Source organism: Rathayibacter sp. VKM Ac-2759, from assembly GCF_009834225.1.
GTDB lineage: Bacteria > Actinomycetota > Actinomycetes > Actinomycetales > Microbacteriaceae > Rathayibacter.
In genome coordinates this window covers 1,791,769-1,817,311 of record NZ_CP047176.1, presented here as the reverse complement: position 1 = coordinate 1,817,311, position 25,543 = coordinate 1,791,769, and the positions used below count along the sequence as shown (strand labels likewise).

Here is a 25,543-nt window from a genome sequence, read left to right as displayed (position 1 = left end):
GCTGTCACGAGCCTCCGACACGGACGCCGCACGGCCCGGAGGAGCAGAATCGGAGCATGACGAGCAGCGCCTCCCCCGACCCCACTGTCCTCACGATCGGCGGGGACGACCTCCGCATCGCCCTGACCACCGCGGGCGCCGAGATGACCTCCCTCCGCGACGACTCCGGCCGCGAGTACCTCTGGCAGGCCGGCCCCGAGTGGCGCCGGCACGCTCCCGTGCTCTTCCCGATCATCGGGCGCCTGCCGGGCGACACCCTGCACCACGACGGCGTCGACTACCGGATGGGCCAGCACGGCGTCGCCCGCGACCGCGTGTTCGAGCTCGCCGGCGTCTCGGGCGACGAGGCGGTGTTCCGGCTGCGCAGCGACGACGCGACCCGCGCCGTCTTCCCGTTCGACTGGACCCTGCTGATCGCCTACGCCATCACCGGATCGACGCTCCGGATCACCCAGACCGTCGAGAACCGCGGGACGACGCCTCTCGGCGCCTCCGTCGGCAACCACCCCGCCTTCGCCCTCCCGATCCCCGGTGCGACGGGCGAGCACCGCATCCGCTTCGCGCAGCCCGAACCGGAGGGGTTCCGCCGCGCGCCCGAGAACCTCCTCGTCGACGAGCGCCACCCGGCCCCGCTCGAGGACGGCGTGCTGACGGTCGACGACGCGCACTTCGAGGACGGCGTGATGATCTTCGACGAGCCACGCCGCCGGACACTGCGGCTCGAAGCCGACGGTGCGCGCGCGATCGAGGTCGACTCGGGCGACTTCGACGTCGTCGGAGTGTGGAAGCCCGTCGGGGCGCCGTTCGTGTGCATCGAGCCGTGGCGGAGCATCCCGACCCCCGAGGGCTGGGACGGCGACATCGTCGACAAGCCGGGCCAGTTCGTGCTCGAGCCCGGCGAGCAGCGGGCCTTCTCCTACAGCATCACGCTGGCCTGAAGGTCCTCGCGCTGCAGCTGCGCGTCGAGGAGCTCGAAGCGCCGGATGATCAGCCCCTCGCGCGTCGCCCAGGGGCAGATGACCAGCTTCTCGACGCCGAGTGCATCCATCGCGGCCTCGGCGACCAGGGCGCCGGCCAGGAGCTGCGGTGCGCGGAGGACGGAGACGCCCGGGAGGGCCGAGCGATCGGCGGCGCTGATGGCGGCCAGGCGCGAGGACCACAGCCGCAGGTCGACGAGGTGCAGCTCGCGGCGGGCGAGAGGACCCGCGGCGCTCGGAGCGGCACCGGCGATGCGCGCGAGCGAGCGGAACGTCTTCGAGGTACCGGCGACCAGGTCGGGGCGCCCGAGGGCGAGGAAGGCGCGCACCGGCTCGGCGAGGACCTCGCGGGCGTGGCGGCGTGCGGCCTTGACGCTGGTGGCCGACGCCGGATCGCCCACCAGTAGGTCGCGGGTGACGCGACCGGCGCCGAGCGGGACGGACACGGCGAGCTCGGGGACCTCGTCGACGCCCTGCGACAGCTCGAACGAGCCGCCGCCGATGTCGAGGTCGAGGATGGAGCCGGCTCCCCAGCCGAACCAGCGGCGGACCGCGAGGAACGTCGCGGACGCCTCGGCCTCGCCTCCCAGCTCCTGGAGGTGCACACCGGTCTCGGTGCGCACGCGGTCGAGGACCGCCGCACCGTTGCCCGCCTCGCGGATCGCGGACGTCGCGAACGCGAGGAGGTCCTCCGCCCGGTGATCGCGGGCGACCTCGTGCGCCTCCGCGACGAAGGAGATCAGCTCGCGCTGCCCCTCCTCGGTGATGTCGCCGGTGGAGTCGAGGTACGCGACCAGTGCCAGGCTGCGCTTGTGCGAGCGGTACGGCACGGGCCGGGCGCCGGGGTGAGCGTCGACGAGCAGCAGGTGGACCGTGTTGGAGCCGATGTCGAGCACGCCGAGTCGCATGCCCCCACGGTAGCGCGGGCGGAGCGGGGCCCCGTGCCGCGGCGGAGCGTCAGGCCGTCGAGGCGGCGTGGCGGAGCTCGTCGTACGTCGCGCGGACGACCGCGCGCAGGTCGTCGGGTTGCGCCGCCCTCGCCCAGCGGCTCCAGCCGGTGGTGAAGGCCAGCACCGCGAGGTCCGCGGCGAGGCGAGCGCCGGCCTCGGGGGCTCCCCGATCGCGCAGCGCGCCGGCGACGGCCTCGGCGATGCGCGCCATCTTCAGCAGCTCCCGCTCTTCGAGGCCGCTGTGCGCGGCGATCACCGCGGCACGACGCCGCCCGTGCTCGTGGCTCTCCCCCACCATCGCGGCGGCCTCGTCCATCCCGGCCATCGCCGTCTCGAGCGGGGAGAGCGCGGGATCCGCCGCCTCGATCGCCCGGACCACGGCGGACTGCAGCAGCGCCGAGGTCCCGAACAGGACCTCGCGCTTGTCGGCGAAGTAGCGGAAGAACGTGCGCTCGGTGACTCCGGCGCGCTCGGCGATGTCGCCGACCGTCGTCTCGTCGAAGCCGCGCTCGCTGTAGAGCTCGAGCGCGGCCGCGCTCAGCCGCCCCTGCGCTCCGGGTTGCCATCGTCCCATGATCCGATCCTAGTGATGTCAGAGGCCGTCATCAGGGTGTACGGTCATGTCACTCACTGACATGGTCCGGTCCTCCGGACGGAAGGAAGTCCTCATGCGCGTCTTCGTCACCGGTGCCTCCGGATGGATCGGCTCCGCCGTCGTCCCCGAACTGCTGAACGCCGGCCACCAGGTCGTCGGCCTCGCCCGCTCCCGGGCCTCGGCCGACGCCCTCGTCGCAGCCGGCGCGACTCCCCACCGGGGCAGCCTGGACGATCTCGAGAGCCTGCGCTCCGGAGCGCAGGCTGCCGACGGCGTGATCCACCTCGCCTTCAGGCACGACTTCTCCGACTACGCCGGTGCGGGCCGCACCGAGCGCGCCGCCGTGACGACGCTCGGGGAGGCTCTCGTCGGCTCCGATCGCCCGCTCCTCCTCGCCGCCGGCCTGGCCGGGATCGTGAGCGGGCGGCCTGCGACCGAGCACGACCCCTCGCCGTTCAGCGGGCCCGATGCGCCGCGCGGCGGGAGCGAGGGCCTCGCCGAGGAGTACGCGGAGCGAGGAGTCCGCACCGTCCGCCTGCGCTTCGCTCCGACCGTGCACGGGGAGGGCGACCACGGGTTCACCGCGACGCTCGCCGCCGTGGCGCGGGCGACGGGCGTCGCCGGCTACGTCGGCGACGGCGCGAACCGGTGGGCCGCCGTCCATCGCCGCGATGCGGCCCGCCTCGTGGCTCTCGCTCTGGAGTCGGCGCCCGCGGGTTCCGCCGTGCACGCGGCAGCCGAGGAGGGGCTCGAGACGCGGCGCATCGCCGAAGCGCTCGGCGCGGCCCTCGGCGTCCCCGTCCGCTCGATCGCGCGTGAGGAGGCGACCGGGCACTTCGGCTGGATCGGCGCGTTCTTCGGCAGGGACGCCGCCGCCTCGAGCACCCTCACCCGTCGGGCTCTCGGCTGGACCCCGACCGGCCCCACCCTGCTCGAGGACATCGAGTCCGGCTTCTACCCGGGACGCTGAGCAGCCGGACGGAACCGCGCTCCGACCCTCCCCGCAGGCAGCGCGCCCGACTCGTGTGTGCCGACCTCCTGCTGATCGACCGACCCGCGCAACGGGCGCATCGAGATCCACCACCCTCCAGAGGAGAGGTGTGCAGACCGCCCTGCTGACCCTGGTGGGTCTCGATACGCCCCTGCGGGGCTACTCGACCAGCAGGCTGGTCACCGAGCCGGAGAAGCCGGCTCCGAGAGCACCCTGCTGACGCTGGTGGGTCTCGATACGCCCCTGCGGGGCTATTCGACCAGCAGGCCTGCGACGGCCCCTCCACCACGAAGACGCCACCGTCGCGAGCGGCTCCGAGGGCACCCTGCTGGCGGAGCAGGTCTCGATACGCCCCTGCGGGCCTACTCGACCAGCAGGCTGCTCACCGAGCCGGAGAGGCCGGCTCCGAGAGCGCCCTGCCGACGGAGAGGTACGCCCCTGCGGGCCTTACTCGACCAGCAGGCAGGCCACCGAGCCGGAGAGGTCGATCGGCAGACCAGCCGGCCGTCCCGCAGGGTCACCGGCGATCCGCGTGCGAGCGGATCGTCGTACCCGGAACGCACCCCGCTCCTCCCAGCCCGACCATCCGCGGAAGCCGACCGCGCGACGGTCGACGAGCAACGCGAGGAGACCGTCGACAAAGGGCCCGGCCGCGATGCGGCCGGGCCCTTTGCAACCAGCTCAGTGGTCCCAGTTCTCCACGGGCTTGTCCGAGCTGAACGAGCCGACGACGTGCACGCGCATGTCGTTCGTGGTGCCGGCGCGTCCGGGAGGGGATCCGGAGACGACGACGACGGTCTCGCCGGGTTCGGCGAGGCCCTCGCGGAGGAGGACCTCGTCGACCTGCGCGAACATCGCGTCGGTGTGGTTCACGCGGGGCGTCACGAAGGACTGGACGCCCCAGTTCAGCGCCATGCGGCGGCGGACGGCGGCCTCGGGCGTGAATCCGATGATCGGGATGCCGTGGCGCAGGCGCGTCATGCGGCGGACGGAGTCGCCCGACTCGGTGAAGACGCAGAGGAACTTGGCCTCGACGAACTCGGCGACCTCGGCGGCGGCCAGGGTGACCGATCCGCCCTGGGTGCGCGGCTTGCTGCCGAGCGGGGGGATCCGCTCGAGGCCGTGCTCCTCGGTCGACTCGACGATGCGGGCCATCGTCTGGACGGTGACGACCGGCCAGGCGCCGACGCTCGTCTCGCCCGAGAGCATGACCGCGTCGGCTCCGTCGAGGATCGCGTTCGCGACGTCGGAGGCCTCCGCGCGGGTGGGGCGCGGGCTCTCGATCATCGACTCGAGCATCTGCGTCGCCACGATGACGGGCTTCGCCCACCGGCGGGCGAGCTCGACGGCGCGCTTCTGCACGATCGGCACGGCCTCGAGGGGCAGCTCGACGCCGAGGTCGCCACGGGCGACCATGATGCCGTCGAAGACGTCGATGATCTCCTGCAGGTTGTCGACCGCCTGCGGCTTCTCGATCTTGGCGATGACGGGGGCCTTGCGACCCTCCTCCGCCATGATCTCGTGCACGCGGACGATGTCGCTCGCGTTGCGCACGAACGACAGCGCGATGATGTCGGCGCCGAGGCGGATGCCCCAGCGCAGGTCGTCCTCGTCCTTCTGCGAGAGGGCGGGGACGTTGACCGCGACGCCGGGCAGGTTGATGCCCTTGTTGTTGGAGATGTTGCCGGGGACCACGCACTCGGTGATGACGCGGGGGCCGTCGACGGCGGTGACGCGCACCGCGACCTTGCCGTCGTCGATGAGCAGCATGTCGCCCGGGTTCACGTCGTCGGGCAGGCCCTTGAACGTGGTGCCCGAGAGCTCCTTGGTGCCGAGGACGTCCTCGGTGGTGATGGTGAAGACGTCGCCCTCGGCGAGCGCGTACGGGCCGCCCTCGAACTTGCCCAGGCGGATCTTCGGACCCTGGAGGTCGACGAGGATCGCGACGGCGCGGCCGGCGTCGTCCGCCGCCTGGCGGACCGTGCGGTAGACGGCCTCGTGCACGTCGTAGCTGCCGTGGCTGAGGTTCATGCGGGCCACGTCCACGCCGGCGTCGATGATCGCACGAATGGTCTCGTACGACGACGTTGCCGGGCCGAGGGTGGCGACGATTTTCGCTCGTCTCATTGAGGGGGTGCTCCGTTGTTCTGCGCCCGGAGGCGCGTCGTTAGCGGGGAGGGTGAGCTGGGTTTGCTGGCGGGCAGAGACTATCGCGTCCCCGCGACTAGAGCGTGAAGCCCCGGTCGTTCGGCCCGACGGGTGCGGGCAGCTGGGTCGTGCCCTCGAGGTAGCGGTCGACCTCGGCCGCGACGGAGCGGCCCTCGGCGATCGCCCAGACGATCAGGGACTGGCCGCGACCGGCGTCGCCGGCCACGAACACTCCGGGCACGCTGGTCTCGAAGTTCGCGCCGCGGTCGACGTTGCCGCGGGCCGTGAAGGGCACGTCGAGCTGTCCGGCGAGCTGGTGGGACTCAGGTCCTGTGAAGCCGAGGGCGAGCAGGACCAGGTCGGCCGGGATCTCGCGCTCGGTGCCGGCCTTGGGGACGCGGCGTCCGTCGAGGTACTCCGTCTCGGCCACGCGGACCGCGCGCACCTCGCCGACCTCGTTCGCGAGGAACTCGACGGTCGAGGCGAGGAACACGCGCTCCCCGCCCTCCTCGTGAGCGCTCGAGACCTCGAAGACCGCCGGGTCCATCGGCCACGGCTGGCTGTCGGGGCGCTCGGACGGCGGCTGCTTGCCGATCGCGAGGTTGGTCACCGAGGCGGCCTTCTGGCGGTGGGCGGTGCCGATGCAGTCGGCACCGGTGTCGCCGCCGCCGAGGACCACGACGTGCTTGCCCTCGGCCGAGATCTGCTCGAAGACGCGGTCGCCCGCGATGGCGTGGTTCGACTGGACGAGGTACTCCATGGCGAAGTGGACGCCGGAGAGGTCGCGGCCGGGGATCGGCAGATCGCGCGGCACGAGGGCCCCGGTGGCGACCACGACGGCGTCGTAGCGCGCGCGGAGGTCGTCCCAGGTGATGTCCGTGCCGATGTCGACTCCGGCCCGGAAGCGGGTGCCCTCGGCCTTCATCTGGTTCAGACGCAGCTCGAGGTGCTTCTTCTCCATCTTGAAGTCGGGGATGCCGTAGCGCAGGAGCCCGCCGATGCGGTCGTCGCGCTCGTAGACCGCGACGGTGTGGCCGGCGCGGGTGAGCTGCTGGGCGGCGGCGAGTCCGGCGGGGCCGGAGCCGACGACCGCGACCGTCTTGCCGGTCAGGCGCTCGGGCGGGTGCGGCTGCACCCAGTCGTTGCCGAAGGCCTGATCGATGATCGAGACCTCGATCTGCTTGATCGTGACCGCGGGCTGGTTGATGCCGAGCACGCACGACGACTCGCACGGTGCCGGGCAGAGCCGGCCCGTGAACTCCGGGAAGTTGTTCGTCGCGTGCAGGCGCTCGATGGCCTGGCGGCCCTCGCCGCGCCACATCAGGTCGTTCCACTCGGGGATGAGGTTCCCGAGCGGGCAGCCCTTGTGGCAGAACGGGATGCCGCAGTCCATGCAGCGGCCGGCCTGACGGCGCAGGACGGCGGAGTCGCCCTGCTCGTAGACCTCCTTCCAGTCCATCAGGCGGACGGACACGGGGCGCCGCTTGGGCAGCTCCCGGTCCTGCACCTTCAGGAACCCCTTGGGATCAGCCACCGGTCACCTCCAGAATCCGTCCCCAGACGACGTCGCCGTCGGGGTCGAGCCCCTCCTCCACGGCCGTTGCGCGCGTCGCGAGCACGGCCGCGAAGTCGCGGGGCAGTACCTTGACGAAACGCGAGACGGTTCCGTCGAAATCGTCGAGCATCCCCTGGGCCAGGGTCGACTCGGTCTCGGCCACGTGCCGCTCGAGGAGATCGCGGAGGATCTCGACGTCGGCGCTGCCGAGCTCGGAGAGCGTGAGCTCGCCCGAGGCGAGGGCGTCGCGGTTGACGAGCTCGCGCTGCAGATCGTGGACGTACGCCGTGCCGCCGGACATGCCCGCGCCGAGGTTGCGCCCGGTCGCGCCGAGGATCACGGCGAGACCGCCGGTCATGTACTCGAGCGCGTGGTCGCCCACTCCCTCGACGACCGCGGTCGCCCCGGAGTTGCGGACCAGGAAGCGCTCGCCGACCATCCCGCGGATGAACATCGTGCCCTGGGTCGCCCCGTAGCCGATGACGTTGCCCGCGATGACGTTGGCCGACGCGTCGAACGTGCTGAGGCGGTCGGGCCGCACCACGATCTGACCGCCCGAGAGGCCCTTGCCGACGTAGTCGTTCGAGTCGCCCTCGAGCCGCAGGGTGATGCCCGCGGGGAGGAACGCGCCGAGCGACTGGCCGGCGGAGCCCCGGAGGACCACGGTGATCGAGTCGGCGGGCAGGCCGTTCTCGCCGTAGCGGACGGTCACCTCGTGACCCAGCATCGTGCCGACCGCGCGCTCGGTGTTCTTGATCTCGCGCTCGATGACGACGGTCCCGCGGTGGTCGAGCACGTTCGCCGAGAGGCGGATCAGCTCGTTGTCGAAGTGGTGCTCGAGCTCGTGCTCCTGCGCGCGGCCGTGACGGCGCGGCTCCTCCGCCGAGAAGACGGGGCCCACGAGGATCGGCGTGAGGTCGAGACCGCTCGCCTTCCAGTGCTCGATCGCCTGGTCGACGTCGAGCAGCTCGCGGTGCCCGACGATCTCGTCGATGCTGCGGAAGCCGAGCTGCGAGAGGTACTCGCGCACCTCCTGCGCGATGAACTCGAAGAAGTTGACCACGAACTCCGGCTTGCCCGAGAAGCGCTTGCGCAGCTCGGGGTTCTGGGTCGCGACGCCCACCGGGCAGGTGTCGAGGTGGCAGACGCGCATCATGATGCAGCCCTCGACGATCAGCGGAGCCGTCGCGAAGCCGAACTCCTCGGCACCCAGCAGCGCGCCGATCACGACGTCGCGGCCGGTCTTCATCTGACCGTCGACCTGCACGACCACGCGGTCGCGCATGCCGTTGAGCATGAGCGTCTGCTGCGTCTCGGCGAGACCGAGCTCCCACGGCGTGCCGGCGTGCTTGAGGGAGTTCACGGGGCTCGCGCCGGTGCCGCCGTCGTGGCCCGAGACCAGGATGACGTCGGCGAGGGCCTTCGCAGTGCCCGCGGCGACCGCTCCGATGCCCGACTGGCTGACCAGCTTGGCGTGGATGCGCGCCGACGGGTTCGCCCGCTTGAGGTCGAAGATCAGCTGCTTGAGGTCCTCGATCGAGTAGATGTCGTGGTGCGGAGGCGGCGAGATGAGGCCGACGCCCGCGGTCGCGTGACGGGTGCGCGCGATCCAGGGGTACACCTTCGTCGGCGGCAGCTGACCGCCCTCGCCGGGCTTCGCACCCTGGGCGAGCTTGATCTGGATGTCGTCGGCGTGCGTCAGGTACATGCTCGTGACGCCGAAGCGCCCGGAGGCGACCTGCTTGATCGCGGACCGGCGCTCGGGGTCGAGCAGCCGCTCCGTGTCCTCGCCGCCCTCGCCGGTGTTCGACTTCGCGCCGAGGCGGTTCATCGCGATGGCGAGCGTCTCGTGCGCCTCCGGGGAGATCGAGCCGTAGCTCATCGCGCCCGTCGAGAAGCGCTTGACGATCGACTCGACCGGCTCGACCTCGTCGATCGGGGTCGGCGTGCGACCCGCGGTGTCGAGGGCGAACATGCCGCGGAGGGTCATCAGCGAGGTCGACTGGTCGTCGACCATCTTCGTGTACTCGCGGAACACGTCGTAGCGGCGGTTGCGGGTCGAGTGCTGCAGGCGGAACACCGTGTCGGGGTTGAACAGGTGCGGGGCTCCGTCGCGGCGCCACTGGTACTCGCCGCCGACCGCGAGGCGCTCGTGCGCGATGATCGCGCCGTCCTCGGGGTACGCGGCGCGGTGGCGGGCGGCGTTCTCCTCGGCGACCACGTCGATCCCGATGCCGCCGAGCTTCGAGACGGTGCCGGTGAAGTACTGGTCGACGAACTGCTGGCTGAGGCCGACGGCCTCGAACGTCTGCGCACCGGCGTAGCTCGACACGGTCGAGATGCCCATCTTCGACATGATCTTGAGCACGCCCTTGCCGAGCGCCTTGATCACGTTCTTGACGGCCTTCTCGGGCGAGATGTCCGAGAGCATGCCGCTGCGCACGAGCTCCTCGCAGGTCTCCATCGCGAGGTACGGGTTGACCGCGGAGGCGCCGTAGCCGATCAGCGTGGCGACGTGGTGCACCTCGCGGACGTCGCCGGCCTCGACGACCAGCCCGACGCGCATCCGGTTCTCGGTGCGGATCAGGTGGTGGTGCACGGCGGCGAGCATCAGCAGCGACGGGATCGGCGCGAGGTCCTTGGTGGAGTCGCGGTCGGACAGCACGAGGAACTGCGCGCCGGCCGTGATCGCCTCGTCGGCCTCGCGGCACATCTCGTCGATCCGGTCCTGCATGGCGCGGGGGCCGGCGTCGACGCGGTAGAGCCCGCGGATCGTCGTGGTGATGTGGCTGAGCGGGCGCGGCGCGATGTGCTGGATCTTCGCCAGCTCGTCGTTGTCGATCACGGGGAAGTCGAGGACCACCTGGCGGGCGTGCTCGGCGCCGGAGGAGAGCAGGTTCCGCTCCGGTCCGAGGCCCAGGCGCAGCGAGGTGACGACCTCCTCGCGGATGGAGTCGAGCGGCGGGTTGGTCACCTGCGCGAACGCCTGCGTGAAGTAGTCGAAGAGCAGGCGCGGGCGCTTGGAGAGCACCGCGACCGGGGTGTCGGAGCCCATCGCGCCGAGCGGCTCGGCTCCGGCCTTGGCCATCGGCAGCAGCAGGAGGCGGACCTCCTCCTCGGTGTAGCCGAAGGTGCGCTGGCGGCGGTTGACCGACGCCGGCGTGTGCACGATGTGCTCGCGCTCGGGCAGGTCCTTGAGGTTGATGCGGCCCGCGTCGAGCCACTCCTCGAAGGGACCGGACTCGGCGAGCTGCGCCTTGATCTCCTCGTCCTCGACGATGCGGCCCTGCTCGGTGTCGACCAGGAACATGCGTCCCGGCTGGAGACGGCCCTTCCGGACGATCTTCGCGGGGTCGATGTCGAGCACGCCGATCTCGCTCGCGAGCACGACGAGGCCGTCGTCGGTGACGACGTAGCGGCCGGGGCGCAGGCCGTTGCGGTCGAGGGTGGCTCCCACGAGCTCGCCGTCGGTGAAGACGATCGCGGCCGGACCGTCCCACGGCTCCATGAGCATCGAGTGGTACTCGTAGAACGCGCGGCGCTTCTGGTCGATCGCGGCGGCCTGGTTCTCCCACGCCTCCGGCACCATCATCATGATCGCGTGCGGCAGCGAGCGGCCGGCGAGGTTCAGCAGCTCGACGGTCTCGTCGAACGAGGCGGAGTCGCTGCGGCCGGGCGAGACGATCGGGAACAGCGGCGAGAGGTCGCCGAGCGCGGCGCTCTTCAGCTGCGACTGGCGCGCGCGCATCCAGTTGCGGTTGCCCTGCACGGTGTTGATCTCGCCGTTGTGCGCGATCATCCGGAACGGCTGGGCGAGCGGCCAGGACGGGAAGGTGTTCGTCGAGTAGCGCGAGTGCACGAGGGCGAGCTTCGAGGCGAAGCGCTCGTCCGAGAGGTCGGGGTAGAACGGCTCGAGCTGGAGCGTCGTGACCATGCCCTTGTAGACCAGGGTGCGGCTCGAGAGCGACATGAAGTACACCTCGAGCTCGCGCTCGACGCGCTTGCGGAGGCGGAAGGTGAGCCGGTCGAGGCGGAGCGACGCGAGCGGGACCCCTGCCTCGTCGGTGAGGTCGCTCGTGAGGTAGAGCTGCTCGATGGCGGGCATCGCGGCGCGGGCCAGCGTGCCGATCTCGTCGGGCTGGACGGGGACGGAGCGCCAGCCGAGGACGGAGAGGTTCTCCTCCTTGGCGATCTCGGCGATCGTCGACTTCACGCGCTCGCGCTCGAAGACGTCGACCGGGAGGAACGCGTTGCCGACGGCGTACCGGCCGACCGCGGGCAGGTCGAAGGGCGCGACCGCGCGGAGGAACTCGTCCGGGATCTGCGTGATGATGCCCGCGCCGTCTCCGGTGCCGGCGTCCGAGCCGACGGCTCCGCGGTGCTCGAGGTGGCGCAGCGCCTCGAGGGCGAGGTCGATGATGTCGTGCCCGGCGGTGCCGCGCATGGTGGCGACCATCGCGAGGCCGCAGGCGTCCTTCTCGGCCGACGGGTCGTACATCCCCTGGGCCGCCGGAGTGCCGAGGAACGGCACGGAGGAGACGCGGGGCGAGGGCTGGGCAGGTGCCATGGGAACCGTCCTCACGAGTGTTGTGGCGGATCGGGACGTCGCTGGCCCGCGGTGGTGATGGAGGAGCGGCTCCCCGATCGGGAGGGCCGTGTCTGCGAGGTGACGGAGGTGGATGTCACGTCTGGAGGGGGTCGAGCGCCCGATCGATTCGAGCACCTGATCGATCGGGCCCGGGGCAGCGCTTGTGGCATCGGCCCCGCGGGATGATCGAGCGATCATCGGGCATCGGTCGGGTGGTCACGGGTGGCCCCGTGGCCTCCGTCAGGTGCGGGAGACCGTCGTCTTCTCGGCGTCGTCGCCGGAGTCAGCAGTGGAGGGTTGCGTCGGATCGGAGTCGACGTCCTCGAATTCTACCGCAGCCGGGGCGGGCGTCCACTCGCGACCGCGGCGGTACGCGGAGGGCTCTGCGCCGGTGTGCTCGCGGTGCTGGATCACGATGAGGACGAGGCCGATCACGGCGGCGATCAGCGCGGCCCAGACGTTGGTGCGGATGCCCCAGAAGACCTCGCTCGGGTCGATGCGGATCGACTCGAACCAGACGCGGCCGATGCCGTACCAGACGAGGTACGCACCGAAGACGGTGCCCCACTGCAGCTTGAGGCGGCGCTCGAGGAGCAGGATGACGGCGATGCCGACGACGTTCCAGAGGATCTCGTAGAGGAACGTCGGGTGGAACAGCGTGCCCTCGGGCAGCCCCTTCGGGAAGGCGGGGTTGTCGGAGGAGATCTGCAGGCCCCAGGGCAGCGTCGTCGGGAGGCCGAACAGCTCGGCGTTGAACCAGTTGCCGAGGCGGCCGAGGGCCTGCGCGGCGAGCATTCCGGGCGCGAGGGCGTCGGCGAAGGTCCAGAAGCGGACACCGGTCCAGCGGCAGCCGATCCAGGCGCCGACCGCGCCGCCGATCAGGCCGCCGAAGATCGCGTTGCCGCCGTTCCAGATCCGGATGACCTCCCACGGGTCGGCGCCCGCGTAGAAGTAGTCGCCGGGGTGGGTCAGCACGTGGAAGATCCGCGCGCCGACGATGCCGAGCGGCACGGCCCAGATGATGATGTCGAGCACGACCCACGGCTCGGCGCCGCGGCGCACGAGGCGCCGGTTGGTCATGATCGTGGCGACGACGATGCCCGCGAGGATGCACAGCGCGTAGGCGTGGATCGAGAACGTGAAGTTCGCGATGGAGAAGTCGTACTGTCTCCACGCCTCGGGCGGGCTGGGGATGCTCAGCGGGAGGGACACCGTCGGGTCGACCTTTCGAAGGAGGGATTCCCACGGGCGCGACGACATCGCGCCCGGTGGGCATCCCGAGTGTAGTGGGAGCTCGTCAGCGAGCGGAGGTGGCGCGCGTGCCCTCGGCGAGGCCGCGCGCGGTCTCGGCGACCGCCGCCACTCCCCCGGAGGCGAGCGCGCGCACGAGCGCGGAGCCGACGATGGCGCCGTCGGCGTAGGCGAGGATCTCGGCGACCTGCGCTCCGGTCGAGACTCCGACGCCGACGCAGGCGCTCTCGGAGCCGGCCGCGCGCAGGCGGTCGACGAGCGTCCGGGCGGCACGGTCGACGTCGGCGCGGGCACCCGTGATGCCCATCGTCGAGACGGCGTAGACGAAGCCCCGGCTCTGCTCCACGGTCTGGCGCAGGCGCTCGTCGGTGGAGGAGGGCGCCGCGAGGAACACCCGGTCGAGGCCGAGGCGCTCGGACACGGCGATCCACTCCGCTCCCTCGTCTGGGATGAGGTCGGGCGTGATCAGGCCCGAGCCGCCCGCCTCCGCGAGATCGGTGGCGAAGCGTTCGATGCCGTACTGCAGCACGGGGTTGTAGTAGGTCATCACCAGCACGGGCACGTCGACCCGGGCGCGGATCTCGCGCACGGCCTCGAAGCCGTGGCGGAGGCGGAATCCGCCCGCGATCGCGGCCTGGGTCGCCTCCTGGATCACGGGGCCGTCCATCACGGGATCGGAGTAGGGCAGGCCCAGCTCGATCGCGTCGACGCCATTCTCGGCGAGGGCGACCGCCGCGTCGATGCTCGTCGCGAGGTCGGGGAAGCCGACGGGGAGGTAGCCGATCAGCGCGCCCGCCGCCTCCTCGTTGCGACGCCGGACGGTCTCGGCGACGCTCGGCCCGATGCCGCTCACGACTGCACCGCGCCCTGGTCCATCAGACCGAAGTAGTGGGCGGCGGTGGTCATGTCCTTGTCGCCGCGACCGCTCAGGTTGACGAGGATGGTCGCCTCCGGACCCAGCTCGCGTCCGAGCTCGAGCGTGCCGGCCAGGGCGTGCGCCGACTCGATGGCGGGGATGATGCCCTCGGTGCGGCTGAGCAGCATCAGGGCGTCCATGGCCGCGGAGTCGGTGACGGCGCGGTAGTCGGCGCGGCCGATGCTGGCGAGCCAGGAGTGCTCGGGGCCGACGCCCGGGTAGTCGAGACCCGCCGAGATCGAGTGCGACTCGGTGGTCTGCCCGTCCTCGTCCTGGAGGAGGTACGTGCGCGCACCGTGCAGGACGCCGGGGCGGCCCTTGCTGATGGTCGCGGCGTGGCGCGGGGTGTCGATCCCGTCGCCGCCCGCCTCGAAGCCGACGAGGCGCACCTCGGGGTCGTCGAGGAAGGCGTGGAAGATGCCCATCGCGTTCGAGCCGCCGCCGACGCAGGCGGTGACCGCGGTGGGCAGGGAGCCGGTGAGCTCGAGGACCTGCTCGCGCGCCTCCTCGCCGATGATCTTCTGGAAGTCGCGCACGAGCGCCGGGAACGGGTGCGGGCCCGCGACCGTGCCGAAGATGTAGTTGGTGGTCTCGACGTTCGTGACCCAGTCGCGCATCGCGTCGTTGATCGCGTCCTTGAGGGTGCGCGAGCCGGTCGTGACCGAGACGACCTCGGCGCCGAGCAGGCGCATCCGGGCGACGTTGAGCGCCTGGCGCTCGGTGTCGACCTCGCCCATGTAGACCACGCAGTCGAGCCCGAAGAGCGCCGCAGCGGTGGCCGTGGCGACGCCGTGCTGGCCGGCGCCCGTCTCGGCGATCACGCGGGTCTTGCCGATGCGCTTGGTCAGCAGGGCCTGGCCCAGCACGTTGTTGATCTTGTGCGAGCCGGTGTGGTTGAGGTCCTCGCGCTTGAGGATGATCCGCGCGCCGCCGGCGTGCTCGGCGAAGCGAGGCACCTCGGTGATGATCGAGGGCCGGCCGGTGTAGCTGCGGTGCAGCTCCATCAGCTCGGCCTGGAACGCGGGGTCGACCTTGGTGCGCTCGTACTCGGCGCTCAGCTCGTCGAGCGCCTCCACGAGCGACTCGGGGACGTAGCGCCCGCCGAAGTCGCCGAAGTAGGGACCGAGTTCATCTCGGAGAGCCATGGTCATACCGCCAGACAGTGTTCAGTGCGCCAGGAAGCCGGCGAGGGTGGAGACGGGGTCGCCGCCGGTGACGAGCGCTTCGCCCACGAGGACGACGTCGGCGCCGGAGCGGCGGTAGTGAGCGACGTCGTCGGCCGAGAGGACCGCCGATTCGGCGACCTTCACCGCGTCGGACGGGAAGCTCTCGGAGAGACGGCCGAAGAGGTCGCGGTCGAGCTCGAAGGTCGAGAGGTCGCGGGCGTTGACGCCGATGAGGCGGGCCCCGATGTCGGCCGCTCGGGAGAGCTCGTCGGCCGAGTGCGTCTCGACCAGCGGCGTCATGCCGAGCTGGAGGACCAGCTCGTGCAGCTCGGCCAGGACGCTCTGCTCGAGCGCGGCCACGATCAGGAGCACGAGATCGGCGCCAGCGGCGCGCGCCTCGAGCACCTGGTACGGCTCGGCGATGAAGTCCTTGCGCAGCACGGGGATCGCGACGCGCTCGCGCACCGCCTCGAGGTCGGCCAGCGAGCCCTTGAACCGGCGCTCCTCGGTGAGGACGCTGATGGCGCTCGCGCCGCCGAGCTCGTACTTCGAGGCCAGCTCCGCCGGATCGGGGATCTCGGCGAGGGCGCCGCGCGAGGGGCTCGAGCGCTTCACCTCGGCGATGATGCGCACGCGCTCCGCAGGAGCGAGAGCGGCGAGGGCGTCGAGTGCCGGGGCGCGATCGGCGGCGAGACGCTCGAGGACCTCGAGGGGCACGCTCTCGCGGCGACGGGCCGCGTCGGCCAGGGCGCCGGAGGTCAGATCGGTGAGCACTCTACGCGCGCGCCTTCGGGTTGGCCTTGGCGCCGTCGACTCCGTAGCCCATCCGGGCCATCACGATGCCGACGAGCAGGCCCACCACGACGAGGCCGGCCGAGAGCCAGACCACGAGCGCCTGGTCGAAGAAGAACGCGACCGTGCCGACCGTGAATCCCAGCAGCATGATGACGATGGCCGTCCACGCTGCGGGCGAGTGGCCGTGGTTGTCGTCGTCGTGCTCGGTGCTCATGGGTCTCCTCCTGGACGTGCATCGGGACCCCAGCAGTCTAGCGTGCGGCGCCCGAGCGGCCCGCGCCTCAGCGGGAGGAGGTGGGGTCGTCGCCGCGCGAGAGCTCGTCCCACGAGACGACGGGATCGATGGTGCCCTCCTCGGTCTCGACGGTCGACGCGCCGTGCCCGTAGCCGTCGGCCGGCTCGAAGCGGGAGACGCGCTTCTTCTCCGCGTCGGGCCAGCGGCGGACGGTCGCGACGACCGCGGCACCGAGGACGGCGGTCACCACTCCGGACACGAGCGCGACGAACGGCCAGGCGGTCGAGGAGGACGAGTCGACGAGGGCGGCGACCGACTCCTGGCCCGCGATCGCGGTGGCGTTCGTGACGAGCGAGGAGCCCGCCCGCACCGGATCTCCGAGCGCGGTCGACGCGGCGAGGACGACGGAGCCGCCGAGGACCACCTGCAGGACGCCGAGGACGACCCGGAAGGCGGGGCCGGCGATGGCGAGGGCGGCCGCGAGGGCGAGGCCCGCCAGGGCCAGCGCCGAGAGCGCCGGAGCGGCGACCGTGCCGACCACGTCGAGGGACGCGCCGTCGCCCTCCGTGGCGGTGAGGCCGAGCGTGAACCAGGTCTGCGTGGAGGAGGTGAGCTCGAGCGCCGCGAGCAGGACGATCCCGAGGATCACCGCGGACTTCAGGCGCCGGCCGGTCACGGTCTCACTCCCCCGGTTCGAGGTCGGCGACCGGGTCGAGCGGGTCCACGTCGAAGCAGGCGTGCGCGCCCGTGTGGCAGGCGGCCCCGACCTGCTCGACCTGCACCAGGAGGGTGTCGGCGTCGCAGTCGAGCGCGGCCCCGCGCACGTACTGGGCGTGCCCCGAGGTGTCGCCCTTGCGCCAGTACTCCTGACGCGAGCGCGACCAGAAGGTCACCCGGCCCTCGGTGAGCGTGCGGCGGAGGGCCTCGCGGTCCATCCAGCCCATCATCAGGACCTCGCGGCTGTCGTGCTGCTGGATGATCGCCGGCAGCAGCCCGTTCGCGTCGAAGGCGGCGCGGTCGAGCACGGCGGTGAGGTCGGAGGGGTTCGTCATCGGATCTCGATCCCGGAGTCGCCGAGGGCGCGCTTGACGTCGCCGATCGTCAGCTCGCGATTGTGGAAGACGGAGGCGGCCAGGACCGCGTCGGCGCCGGCCTCGATCGCGGGGGCGAAGTGCTCCACGGCGCCGGCTCCCCCGGAGGCGATGACGGGGACGGAGCTGAGCTCGCGCATGGCGGCGATCAGCTCGAGGTCGAAGCCCTGCTTGGTGCCGTCGGCGTCGATGGAGTTGACCAGCAGCTCGCCCGCGCCGCGCTCGACCGCCTCGGCCGCCCAGGCCAGGGCGTCGAGGGTGGTCTCGCGGCGGCCTCCGTGGGTGGTGACGACGAAGCCGGAGGCGGTGGCGTCGCTCCGCTTGACGTCGAGCGAGAGGACGAGCACCTGCGCACCGAAGACGTCGGCGATCTCGCCGACGAGCTCGGGCCGGGCGATCGCGGCCGAGTTGACCCCCACCTTGTCGGCGCCGTGGGCGAGCAGGCGGGAGACGTCCTCGACGCCGCGCACCCCGCCTCCGACCGTGAGCGGGATGAACACCTGCTCGGCGGTCGCGCGGACCACGTCGTAGGTGGTGGAGCGGTCGTCGACGGTCGCGGTGACGTCGAGGAACGTCAGCTCGTCGGCGCCCTGCTCGAAGTAGAGGCGCGCGAGCTCGACGGGGTCGCCCGCATCGCGCAGGTTCTGGAAGTTGACGCCCTTGACGACGCGCCCGGCGGCGACGTCGAGGCAGGGGATGACGCGGACGGCGAGACTCACGGCGCCTCCCTAGAGACGAGCGGCGTGGATCGACGTGACGAGGATCGCGCGCGCGCCCAGGTCGTAGAGGCGGTCCATCACCTGGTTCATGTCGGCGCGGGTGACCATGACCCGCACGGCGAGCCACTCGGGGTCGTGCAGCGGCGACACGGTCGGCGACTCGAAGCCGGGCGCGATGGCGGTCGCCTCCTCGAGCAGCGAGGCGGGGCAGTCGTAGTCGAGCAGCACGTACTCGCGGGCGACCAGCACGCCCTGGAGGCGGCGCAGCAGCACGGGGATGCCGGCGGGCTCGCCCGCGGACGAGACCAGCACGGCGGTCGAGTCGAGGATCACGGGGCCGAAGATCTCGAGGCCGGCCTTGCGGAGCGTGGTGCCCGTCTCGACGACGTCGGCGATCACATCCGCGACTCCGAGCTGGATGGCCGACTCGACGGCGCCGTCGAGGCGGATCAGGGTGACGTCGACGCCGTGCTCACGGAGGAAGCCGCCGACCAGCCCGGGGTAGCTGGTCGCGACGCGGAGGCCGTCGATCTCCTCGAGGGCGGTGTAGCGGCCGGCCGGGCCGGCGAAGCGGAACGTCGAGTCCGCGAAGCCCAGGCTCGCGATCTCGCGCGCCTCGGAACCGGAGTCGATGAGAAGATCCCGCCCCGTCACTCCGACATCGAGGGCACCGGAGCCGACGTAGGTCGCGATGTCGCGCGGGCGGAGGTAGAAGAACTCGACCCCGTTGCGCTCGTCGACGACGTGCAGCTCCTTGGGGTCGCGGCGACCGGCGTAGCCGGCCTCGGCCAGCATCTGGCCGGCGGTCTCGGAGAGGGAGCCCTTGTTGGGCACGGCCACGCGCAGGAGTGCGGTCGTGGCGGGAGGGGTGGTGGTCACGGCGGAAGGTCCTCGGGAGCTCGACGGTGGATCGGTGGGCGCGGGCCGTCCGGCGCGCGGTGCGTGCGGACGCGACGGCGCTGAGCGACGACGGACCGCGGGCAGCGGGCTCACAGATGCCGGTAGACGTCGGCGGTCGACAGGCCCTTCGCCAGCATCAGCACCTGGAGGTGGTAGAGCAGCTGCGAGATCTCCTCGGCCGTGCGCTCGTCGCCCTCGTACTCGGCGGCCATCCAGACCTCGGCGGCCTCCTCGACGATCTTCTTGCCGATGAAGTGCACTCCGGCGTCGAGCTCGCGGACGGTGCCCGAGCCCTCGGGGCGCGCGGCGGCCTTCTCGCCCAGCTCAGCGAAGAGGTCGTCGAAAGTTTTCACCGGGGAAGTCTATACGCCGCGGACGGCGGCCCGGGGCGGACGGTCAGTGCCGGTGCAGGTGCGCCGTCGCGGTGTCGCGGAGGGCGGCGATGGCCGCCTCCGGGTCGTCGGCGCCGAACACGGCGGAGCCGGCGACGAAGGTGTCGGCGCCCGCCTCGGCGGCGATCTCGATCGTCCCGGGGGCGATGCCGCCGTCGACCTGCAGCCAGACGTCGAGACCCGTGCGGTCGACCACCGAGCGGAGCGCATGCAGCTTGGGCATCGTCTCCGCCATGAACGACTGGCCGCCGAAGCCGGGTTCGACGGTCATCACGAGCACCTGGTCGAACTCGGGCAGCAGGTCGAGGTACTCGTCGACCGGGGTGCTGGGCTTGAGGGCGATGCCCGCGCGCGCGCCGATCTCGCGGAGGCGGCGCGCCAGGGCGACCGCGTCGCGCGCGGCCTCGGCGTGGAAGGTGACGGAGTACGCGCCCGTCTCGGCGTAGCCCGGCGCCCAGCGGTCGGGGTCGTCGATCATCAGGTGCACGTCGAGCGGGCGCGGCGACACCTCCTGGAGGCGCTGCACCATCGGCAGCCCGAAGGTGAGGTTGGGCACGAAGTGGTTGTCCATCACGTCGACGTGCACGAGATCGGCCGTCGCGATCCGCTGGAGCTCGGCCTCGAAGTTGACGAAGTCGGCGGACAGGATGCTGGGGTTGATCCGTGCGGGCATGCCTCCCAGCCTAGGCGGGGACCCCGGGTCCTCACCCCGGCTGAACCTCCGCGGGTCAGGTGCGGCGCAGGAGCTGGATGAACATCGCGTCGGTGCCGTGACGGTGCGGCCAGAGCTGCACGTGCGACCCGTCGCCGCCGAGCGGGAGCGGCTCGCGGGTGATCGTGCGCAGGACCGCGGGGGTGTCGAGCGGCTCGAGCGCGCCCGGGTGGCGCTCCTCGGCCAGCGCGAGGACGCGCCGCGTCTCGCCGAGGTGCGGCGAGCAGGTGACGTACGCGAGCAGCCCGCCGGGCGCCAGCGCCTCGAGCGCGGCGTCGAGCAGCTCGCCCTGCAGCGCGGCCAGCTGCGCGACGTCGTCGGCCGACTTCCGCCAGCGCGCCTCCGGGCGGCGCCGCAGCGCGCCGAGCCCGGTGCACGGGGCGTCGAGGAGGATGCGGTCGAACGCACCGGGGTGCTCGCGCCCGATCTCGCGGCCGTCGCCCACGCGCACCTCGACCGACGGATCGACGGCCGCCAGCGCCTGGCGCACCAGACCGGCGCGCCCCGGCACCACCTCGTTCGCGAGGAGCATCGCTCCCCCGCCTCGCGCCTCCGCGGCGAGGAGGGCCGCCTTGCCGCCGGGCCCCGCGCAGAGGTCGAGCCAGCGCTCGCCGGGGACGACCGGGCGCGCCCGCGACAGGGCGAGGGCCGCCAGCTGCGACCCCTCGTCCTGCACCCGGACGCGGCCCTCGTGGACCGCGGGGAACGCCTCCGGATCGCCACCGGTGCTCACGAGCCCCACGGGCGAGTAGCGATCGCCCTCGGCGTCGGGCATCTCGGCCGCCCCGGCGAGGCCGGGCAGTGCCACCAGGTTCACCCGCGGGGCGGCGTTGTCGGCGGCGAGCAGCGCGTCGAGCTCGTCGGCCGCGCCCTCCGCGGCGAGGGCCCGGCGCAGCGCCTTCACGATCCAGACGGGGTGCGAGCTGAGCGCGGCGAGGCGGTCGTCTCCGGAGGAGGCCGCGGTCGAGACCCGCTCGCGCCACTCCTCGGCGCTCGAGCGGGACACCGTGCGCAGCACGGCGTTGGCGAAGGCGACCGCGCCCCGGGACGAGTCGGCCGCGACGAGCGCGACGCTCTCGTTGACGGCGGCGTGCGGGGCGACGCGGGTCCCGAGCAGCTGGTGCACGCCCAGGCGCAGGGCGTCGAGCACGGGCGCGTCGATCGCGTCCACGGCGCGGCCGGCGGCGAGGGCGATGACGCGGTCGTAGTAGCCGGAGAGGCGCAGCGTGCCGTAGCAGAGCTCGGTCGCGAGACCGGCGTCGGCGGGAGAGAGGCCCGCCGCGCGGATCCGCGCAGGGAGCACCAGGTTCGCGTAGGCGTCGGAGCCGCTCACCGCGCGGAGGACGTCGTACGCGACCTGCCGGGCGGCCGCCACGGCGCTCACGCGAGCACCGTGCTCTCGCGCAGGCCCCTCGCCCAGGCGGCGCCGGGCATCGGGTTCTTGCCCGCGGGCTGGACGCTCACGAGCTCGACGGCTCCGTCGCCGGTGCCCACCAGCGCCCGGCCCGCGTCGAGCCGCACCTCGCCCGGAGCGAGGGACGGCGCCTCGCCGGCCGTCCGCAGCGCGAGGACCTTCAGCCGCGCCTCGCCGACCGCGGTGGAGGCTCCGGGCTCCGGTGTCACTCCGCGCACGAGCGCGAGGATCCGCGCCGACGGTGCGCTCCAGTCGAGGCGACCGTCCGAGACGTCGAGCTTGGGCGCGAGCGTGACCTCGCCCGTCTGCGGAACGGCGACGGCCGTCCCGGCGTCGAGGGAGTCGACGACCGAGAGGGTCAGGGCGGCGCCGGAGGCGGCCAGCGCCTCGAGCAGCTCGCCCGCCGAGCGCTCCCCCACCTCCTCCGGGACCTCGGCGTAGACGTCGCCCGCGTCGAGCTCGGCCACCAGCTGGAACACGCTCGCCCCGATGGGCGACTCCCCCGCCATCAGCGCGCGCTGCACCGGTGCCGCACCCCGCCAGCGCGGCAGGAGCGAGAAGTGCAGGTTGATCCAGCCGAGCCGCGGCACGGCGAGGAGGCGCTCCCTCACGAGTCCGCCGTACGCGACGATGACGCCGAGGTCGGGCTCGAGGGCCGCGACCCGGTCGGTGACCGCCTCGTCGAGCCGGTTCGCCCGGATCACCGGGAGGCCCAGCTCGACGGCGGTGGTCGCGACCGGCGAGGGCGTGAGCACGCGCTTGCGGCCGACGGGGGCGTCCTCGCGCGTGACGACCGCGACGACCTCGTGCTCGGAGTCGGCGAGGGCGCGCAGAGTCGGGACGGCGGCGGCCGGCGTGCCGGCGAAGACGAGGCGCACGGGGGGCTCCAGGGATCAGAGGATGTCGGGGTCGTCGAGGCGCACGCGGAGCTTCGGGGCCGGGCGGAAGCGGCCCGGTGTGGTCGGCGGGCGGCGGCGACGGGTGGCGTTGCGGATGACCGCGGCCCGCAGGCGGGCGGCCACCTCTGCTCCGCGAGCGTAGTCGAAGCGCACGATGGCCCGGACGGAGCCGTCCTCGAGGCCCACCGGGCCGAGCACCTCGTGGCGATCGGACTCGTCGAGCGTCTCGAGCGCCTCCTCGACCGCGTGGGCGTCGCCGCTGACCGTCGCGAGCCGCACCGCGGGCGGGAAGCGCAGCGACCGGCGCTCGACCAGCTCGCCGCGGAGGTACTCGGCCTGCCGCCAGGTCGCGAGGGCGGTCGCGAGGCGGCCGCCGACGCCGACCAGGAGCACCGGGGCTCCGGGGCGCGCGAGTGCGGCGGCGTTCGACCACGTGCGCAGGGCGTCGTCGGCGACGCGCAGGCTCTCGCGCGCGAGCATCCGCTCGCCGTCGAGCAGGAGCACGGCGTGGTAGCCGCCGTCGACCCGCGGCTCCGCCCCGCGGGTGGCGACGACGAGCGCGGGTTCGTCGGGGAGGGTCAGCACCGGCCGCTGACCGTCGGCCACGACCACCTTCGCCCCGGGGAAGGCGCGGCCGAGCTCCTCCGCGGTGCGCCCGGCGCCGAGGGTCACCAGCCGCAGCGACGTGGCCTCGCAGACCGAGCAGGTCCACTCCGCCGCGATCAGCCCGCACCAGCCGCAGCTCGGCCGGGCGCCCGCGGAGTGCACGGCGAGCGGGCCCTGGCAGCGGTTGCAGCGCGCCACCGTGCGGCAGCGGGCGCACGCCACGACCGGCGCGTAGCCGGGCCGCCCGACCTGGACCAGCACCGGGCCGCTGTCGAGCCCGATCCGGGCCTGGCGCCACGCCGACGACGGGATGCGCGCCGCGGCGTCGTGCTCGTCGGCCGACGGCTGCTGAGCGGTGGGGACGACGTGCGGTCGCTTCGAGGGCCGGGGCGCGACCTCGGCGGCGAAACCGATCTCGACGAGCCGCTCCACGTCGACGGTCCGGGTGTTGCCGAGCAGCACCAACCCGGCTCCGCTCTGCTCCTGGCGCACCAGTGCGACGTCGCGGGCGTGCGCGTAGGGAGCCAGCGGCTCGGCGAACAGCGGATCGCCGTCGTCCCAGAGCGCGATCAGCCCGAGGGCGGAGGAGGGCGCGTACACGACGGAGCGGTTGCCGACGACCACCCGGGGGCCGGGCCGCAGGCAGCCGAGGAACGCGGCGTAGCGCCCGGCGCCCTTCTGCCGGGCGTCGAGGCGCACCACCGACTCGGCCGGCACCGTCTCGGCGAGGGCGAGCTCGAGCTGCTCCTGGTCGCGGTAGTCCGGGACGGCGAGGATCGCGTCGCGGCCTCCCGCGAGCGTGTCGCGGGCGAGCTCGGCGAGGGTGAGGGCCCAGCCGCCGACCCACGCGCCGGAGTCGAGCCGCACCGGGGTCGGCACGGCGCCGACCGCGAGCCGCCCGCCGCCGCCGAGCGACGCGAAGGAGTCGGCCGGGTAGCCGGAGACCCCGCGCGCCTCGATCGGCACCGGTGCGCTCGGTTGCTCGTCGGCGAGGAACGCGCGCTCGACCCGCACGTGCCGGCGCGGCACGGCGAGCCGCAGCACATCGCTCGCCCCGCCGGAGGCGCGGTCGGCCACCCGCCGCGCCAGCGCCCAGACCTCGGGCGTCAGCACGGGCAGCGGCGAGACGAGCTCCTCGATCGCGCTCAGCGCGCCGGCGTGCTCGGAGCCCTCGCCCACCTCGACGACGAAGGCGTCGGCGATCCGCCCGCCCGTCCGCAGCGGGACGCGCACGCGCACGCCCGGCCGCACCTCGGCGCGCATCGCCTCGGGGATCGCGTAGTCGAGCAGCCGGTCGAGCTGCGGCAGTGGGGAGTCGAGGAGGACCCGCGCGACGGGCGCGGCCCCCGCAGGATCGGCGCCCGCCATCCCGGCGCTCGCTACGACAGACCCGCGGCGGAGCGGAGGTCGTCGACGCGGTCCAGTCGCTCCCAGGTGAAGTCGGGCAGCTCGCGGCCGAAGTGGCCGTAGACCGAGGTCTGGGAGTAGATCGGGCGGAGGAGGTCGAGCGCGTGGATGATCGCGGCGGGCCGCAGATCGAAGACCGAGCGGATCGCCTCCGTGATCAGCTCGTCCGGCAGCGTCCCGGTGCCGAAGGTCTCGACGTAGAGGCCGACGGGAGCGGCCTTGCCGATCGCGTAGGCGACCTGCACCTCCATCCGCGAGGCGAGGCCCGCGGCGACCGCGTTCTTCGCCACCCAGCGCATCGCGTAGGCGGCCGAGCGGTCCACCTTCGACGGGTCCTTGCCCGAGAACGCGCCTCCGCCGTGGCGGGACGCGCCACCGTAGGTGTCGACGATGATCTTGCGACCGGTGAGGCCCGCGTCGCCCTGGGGCCCGCCGATCTCGAAGCGGCCGGTCGGGTTGATGAGCAGGCGCACCGCGGAGGAGTCGAGCTCGACGGTCTCGAGGACGGGGCGGATGACGTGCGCCTCGATGTCGGCGTGGATCTGCTCGGTGCTCACGTGCTCGGCGTGCTGGGTCGAGAGCACGACGGTGTCGATCGACCGGGGCGTCGTGCCCTCGTAGCCGACGGTGACCTGGGTCTTGCCGTCGGGCCGGAGGTAGTCGAGCTCGCCCGACTTGCGGACGGCGGCGAGGCGCTCGGCCAGGCGGTGCGAGAGCCAGCTGGGCAGCGGCATGTACTCGGGGGTCTCGTCGGTCGCGAAGCCGAACATCAGGCCCTGGTCGCCGGCGCCCTGGCGGTCGAACGCGTCGTCGTCGGCGCTGTCGGTGCGGACCTCGAGCGCGGTGTCGACGCCGGCGGCGATCTGCGGAGACTGCTGGCCGATCGAGACCGAGACACCGCACGAGCGGCCGTCGAAGCCCTTCTCGGAGGAGTCGTAGCCGATCTCGACGATCGTGTCGCGGACGATCGCCGGGATCTCGACGTAGCCGGAGGTGGAGACCTCGCCGGCGACGTGGACGAGACCGGTGGTCACGAGCGTCTCGACGGCGACCCGGCTGTGCGGGTCCTCCCGGAGCAGCGCGTCGAGGATCCGGTCCGAGATCTGATCGCAGATCTTGTCGGGGTGGCCCTCGGTCACGGACTCGGAGGTGAACAGGCGGAGGGGACCGGAGGTCATGGCTGGCGTCTCTCTTCGTACCGGATCGTGTCGTGCCGGGTCTTCTCGTCGGGCCGGG

Annotated in this window: 22 protein-coding genes; 2 read left to right on the top strand and 20 right to left on the bottom strand. The window is 72.8% G+C overall.

The window, feature by feature from the left end; all coding sequences use genetic code 11:
- The first annotated feature begins 56 nt into the window (after positions 1-56).
- Positions 57-938 carry an aldose 1-epimerase family protein gene (locus GSU68_RS08350; RefSeq protein ID WP_159907204.1) on the top strand — a complete coding sequence of 294 codons (882 nt, stop codon included), beginning with the start codon at positions 57-59 and terminating at the stop codon, positions 936-938.
- Here the strand turns inward: GSU68_RS08350 and GSU68_RS08345 are convergent.
- Both GSU68_RS08345 and GSU68_RS08340 read right to left on the bottom strand, forming a co-directional pair.
- Positions 917-1,885 carry a Ppx/GppA family phosphatase gene (locus GSU68_RS08345; protein ID WP_159907202.1) on the bottom strand — a complete coding sequence of 323 codons (969 nt, stop codon included), beginning with the start codon at positions 1,883-1,885 and terminating at the stop codon, positions 917-919. The two genes, GSU68_RS08350 and GSU68_RS08345, sit on opposite strands and share 22 nt — an antisense overlap.
- Before the next feature lie 49 nt (positions 1,886-1,934).
- The gene (locus tag GSU68_RS08340; protein ID WP_159907200.1) at positions 1,935-2,501 is read right to left on the bottom strand and encodes a TetR/AcrR family transcriptional regulator; all 567 of its coding nucleotides are present in this window, start codon (positions 2,499-2,501) and stop codon (positions 1,935-1,937) included.
- A gap of 94 nt (positions 2,502-2,595) precedes the next feature.
- On the opposite strand from GSU68_RS08340, the gene GSU68_RS08335 reads away from it, so the two are divergent.
- Positions 2,596-3,492 carry an SDR family oxidoreductase gene (locus GSU68_RS08335; RefSeq protein WP_159907198.1) on the top strand — a complete coding sequence of 299 codons (897 nt, stop codon included), beginning with the start codon at positions 2,596-2,598 and terminating at the stop codon, positions 3,490-3,492.
- A 702-nt stretch (positions 3,493-4,194) separates the two neighbouring features.
- On the opposite strand, the gene pyk is transcribed toward GSU68_RS08335, so the two are convergent.
- The 18 genes from pyk to metK form a co-directional block, all read right to left on the bottom strand.
- The gene (pyk, locus tag GSU68_RS08330; RefSeq protein ID WP_159907196.1) at positions 4,195-5,640 is read right to left on the bottom strand and encodes a pyruvate kinase; all 1,446 of its coding nucleotides are present in this window, start codon (positions 5,638-5,640) and stop codon (positions 4,195-4,197) included.
- 97 nt (positions 5,641-5,737) lie between these two features.
- On the bottom strand, positions 5,738-7,195 hold the full coding sequence (locus GSU68_RS08325; RefSeq protein ID WP_159907194.1) for a glutamate synthase subunit beta: 1,458 nt from the start codon (positions 7,193-7,195) through the stop codon (positions 5,738-5,740).
- A complete protein-coding gene (gltB, locus tag GSU68_RS08320) occupies positions 7,188-11,714 on the bottom strand; it encodes a glutamate synthase large subunit (protein ID WP_244259477.1) in 4,527 nt (1,508 codons plus the stop codon). The genes GSU68_RS08325 and gltB overlap by 8 nt, the downstream gene beginning before the upstream one ends.
- A gap of 330 nt (positions 11,715-12,044) precedes the next feature.
- Positions 12,045-13,016 carry a prolipoprotein diacylglyceryl transferase gene (lgt, locus tag GSU68_RS08315; RefSeq protein WP_244259436.1) on the bottom strand — a complete coding sequence of 324 codons (972 nt, stop codon included), beginning with the start codon at positions 13,014-13,016 and terminating at the stop codon, positions 12,045-12,047.
- A gap of 85 nt (positions 13,017-13,101) precedes the next feature.
- A complete protein-coding gene (gene trpA / locus GSU68_RS08310) occupies positions 13,102-13,908 on the bottom strand; it encodes a tryptophan synthase subunit alpha (RefSeq protein ID WP_159907188.1) in 807 nt (268 codons plus the stop codon).
- The gene (gene trpB, locus GSU68_RS08305; RefSeq protein ID WP_159910202.1) at positions 13,905-15,116 is read right to left on the bottom strand and encodes a tryptophan synthase subunit beta; all 1,212 of its coding nucleotides are present in this window, start codon (positions 15,114-15,116) and stop codon (positions 13,905-13,907) included. The genes trpA and trpB overlap by 4 nt, the downstream gene beginning before the upstream one ends.
- A 21-nt stretch (positions 15,117-15,137) precedes the next feature.
- On the bottom strand, positions 15,138-15,911 hold the full coding sequence (trpC, locus tag GSU68_RS08300; RefSeq protein WP_159907186.1) for an indole-3-glycerol phosphate synthase TrpC: 774 nt from the start codon (positions 15,909-15,911) through the stop codon (positions 15,138-15,140).
- A 1-nt stretch (position 15,912) separates the two neighbouring features.
- Positions 15,913-16,146, bottom strand: coding sequence for a DUF6704 family protein (locus GSU68_RS08295; protein ID WP_159907184.1), 234 nt, complete (start codon positions 16,144-16,146; stop codon positions 15,913-15,915).
- Positions 16,147-16,213: 67 nt separating this feature from the next.
- Positions 16,214-16,843 (bottom strand): Trp biosynthesis-associated membrane protein, encoded by a 630-nt coding sequence (locus GSU68_RS08290; protein ID WP_159907182.1) that lies wholly within the window; start codon positions 16,841-16,843, stop codon positions 16,214-16,216.
- Between the two features lie 4 nt (positions 16,844-16,847).
- On the bottom strand, positions 16,848-17,219 hold the full coding sequence (hisI, locus tag GSU68_RS08285; RefSeq protein ID WP_159907180.1) for a phosphoribosyl-AMP cyclohydrolase: 372 nt from the start codon (positions 17,217-17,219) through the stop codon (positions 16,848-16,850).
- Entirely contained in the window at positions 17,216-17,977 is a 762-nt protein-coding gene (hisF, locus tag GSU68_RS08280; protein WP_159907178.1) for an imidazole glycerol phosphate synthase subunit HisF, read from the bottom strand. Before hisF ends, hisI begins: the two co-directional genes overlap by 4 nt.
- Before the next feature lie 9 nt (positions 17,978-17,986).
- Positions 17,987-18,856 carry an ATP phosphoribosyltransferase gene (gene hisG / locus GSU68_RS08275; protein WP_208544670.1) on the bottom strand — a complete coding sequence of 290 codons (870 nt, stop codon included), beginning with the start codon at positions 18,854-18,856 and terminating at the stop codon, positions 17,987-17,989.
- Between the two features lie 110 nt (positions 18,857-18,966).
- Positions 18,967-19,230, bottom strand: a complete 264-nt coding sequence (locus tag GSU68_RS08270) for a phosphoribosyl-ATP diphosphatase (RefSeq protein WP_056042887.1) — start codon at positions 19,228-19,230, stop codon at positions 18,967-18,969.
- Positions 19,231-19,273: 43 nt separating this feature from the next.
- Complete coding sequence (gene rpe, locus GSU68_RS08265; RefSeq protein ID WP_159907177.1) at positions 19,274-19,942, bottom strand: ribulose-phosphate 3-epimerase; 669 nt, start codon at positions 19,940-19,942, stop codon at positions 19,274-19,276.
- Positions 19,943-19,997: 55 nt separating this feature from the next.
- Positions 19,998-21,365 (bottom strand): transcription antitermination factor NusB, encoded by a 1,368-nt coding sequence (locus GSU68_RS08260; RefSeq protein ID WP_159907175.1) that lies wholly within the window; start codon positions 21,363-21,365, stop codon positions 19,998-20,000.
- Complete coding sequence (locus GSU68_RS08255) at positions 21,362-22,273, bottom strand: methionyl-tRNA formyltransferase (RefSeq protein WP_159907173.1); 912 nt, start codon at positions 22,271-22,273, stop codon at positions 21,362-21,364. The genes GSU68_RS08260 and GSU68_RS08255 overlap by 4 nt, the downstream gene beginning before the upstream one ends.
- Before the next feature lie 15 nt (positions 22,274-22,288).
- Positions 22,289-24,268 (bottom strand): primosomal protein N', encoded by a 1,980-nt coding sequence (locus tag GSU68_RS08250; RefSeq protein WP_159907171.1) that lies wholly within the window; start codon positions 24,266-24,268, stop codon positions 22,289-22,291.
- 11 nt (positions 24,269-24,279) lie between these two features.
- Positions 24,280-25,485, bottom strand: coding sequence for a methionine adenosyltransferase (gene metK / locus GSU68_RS08245; protein WP_159907169.1), 1,206 nt, complete (start codon positions 25,483-25,485; stop codon positions 24,280-24,282).
- Between the last annotated feature and the right edge of the window lie 58 nt (positions 25,486-25,543).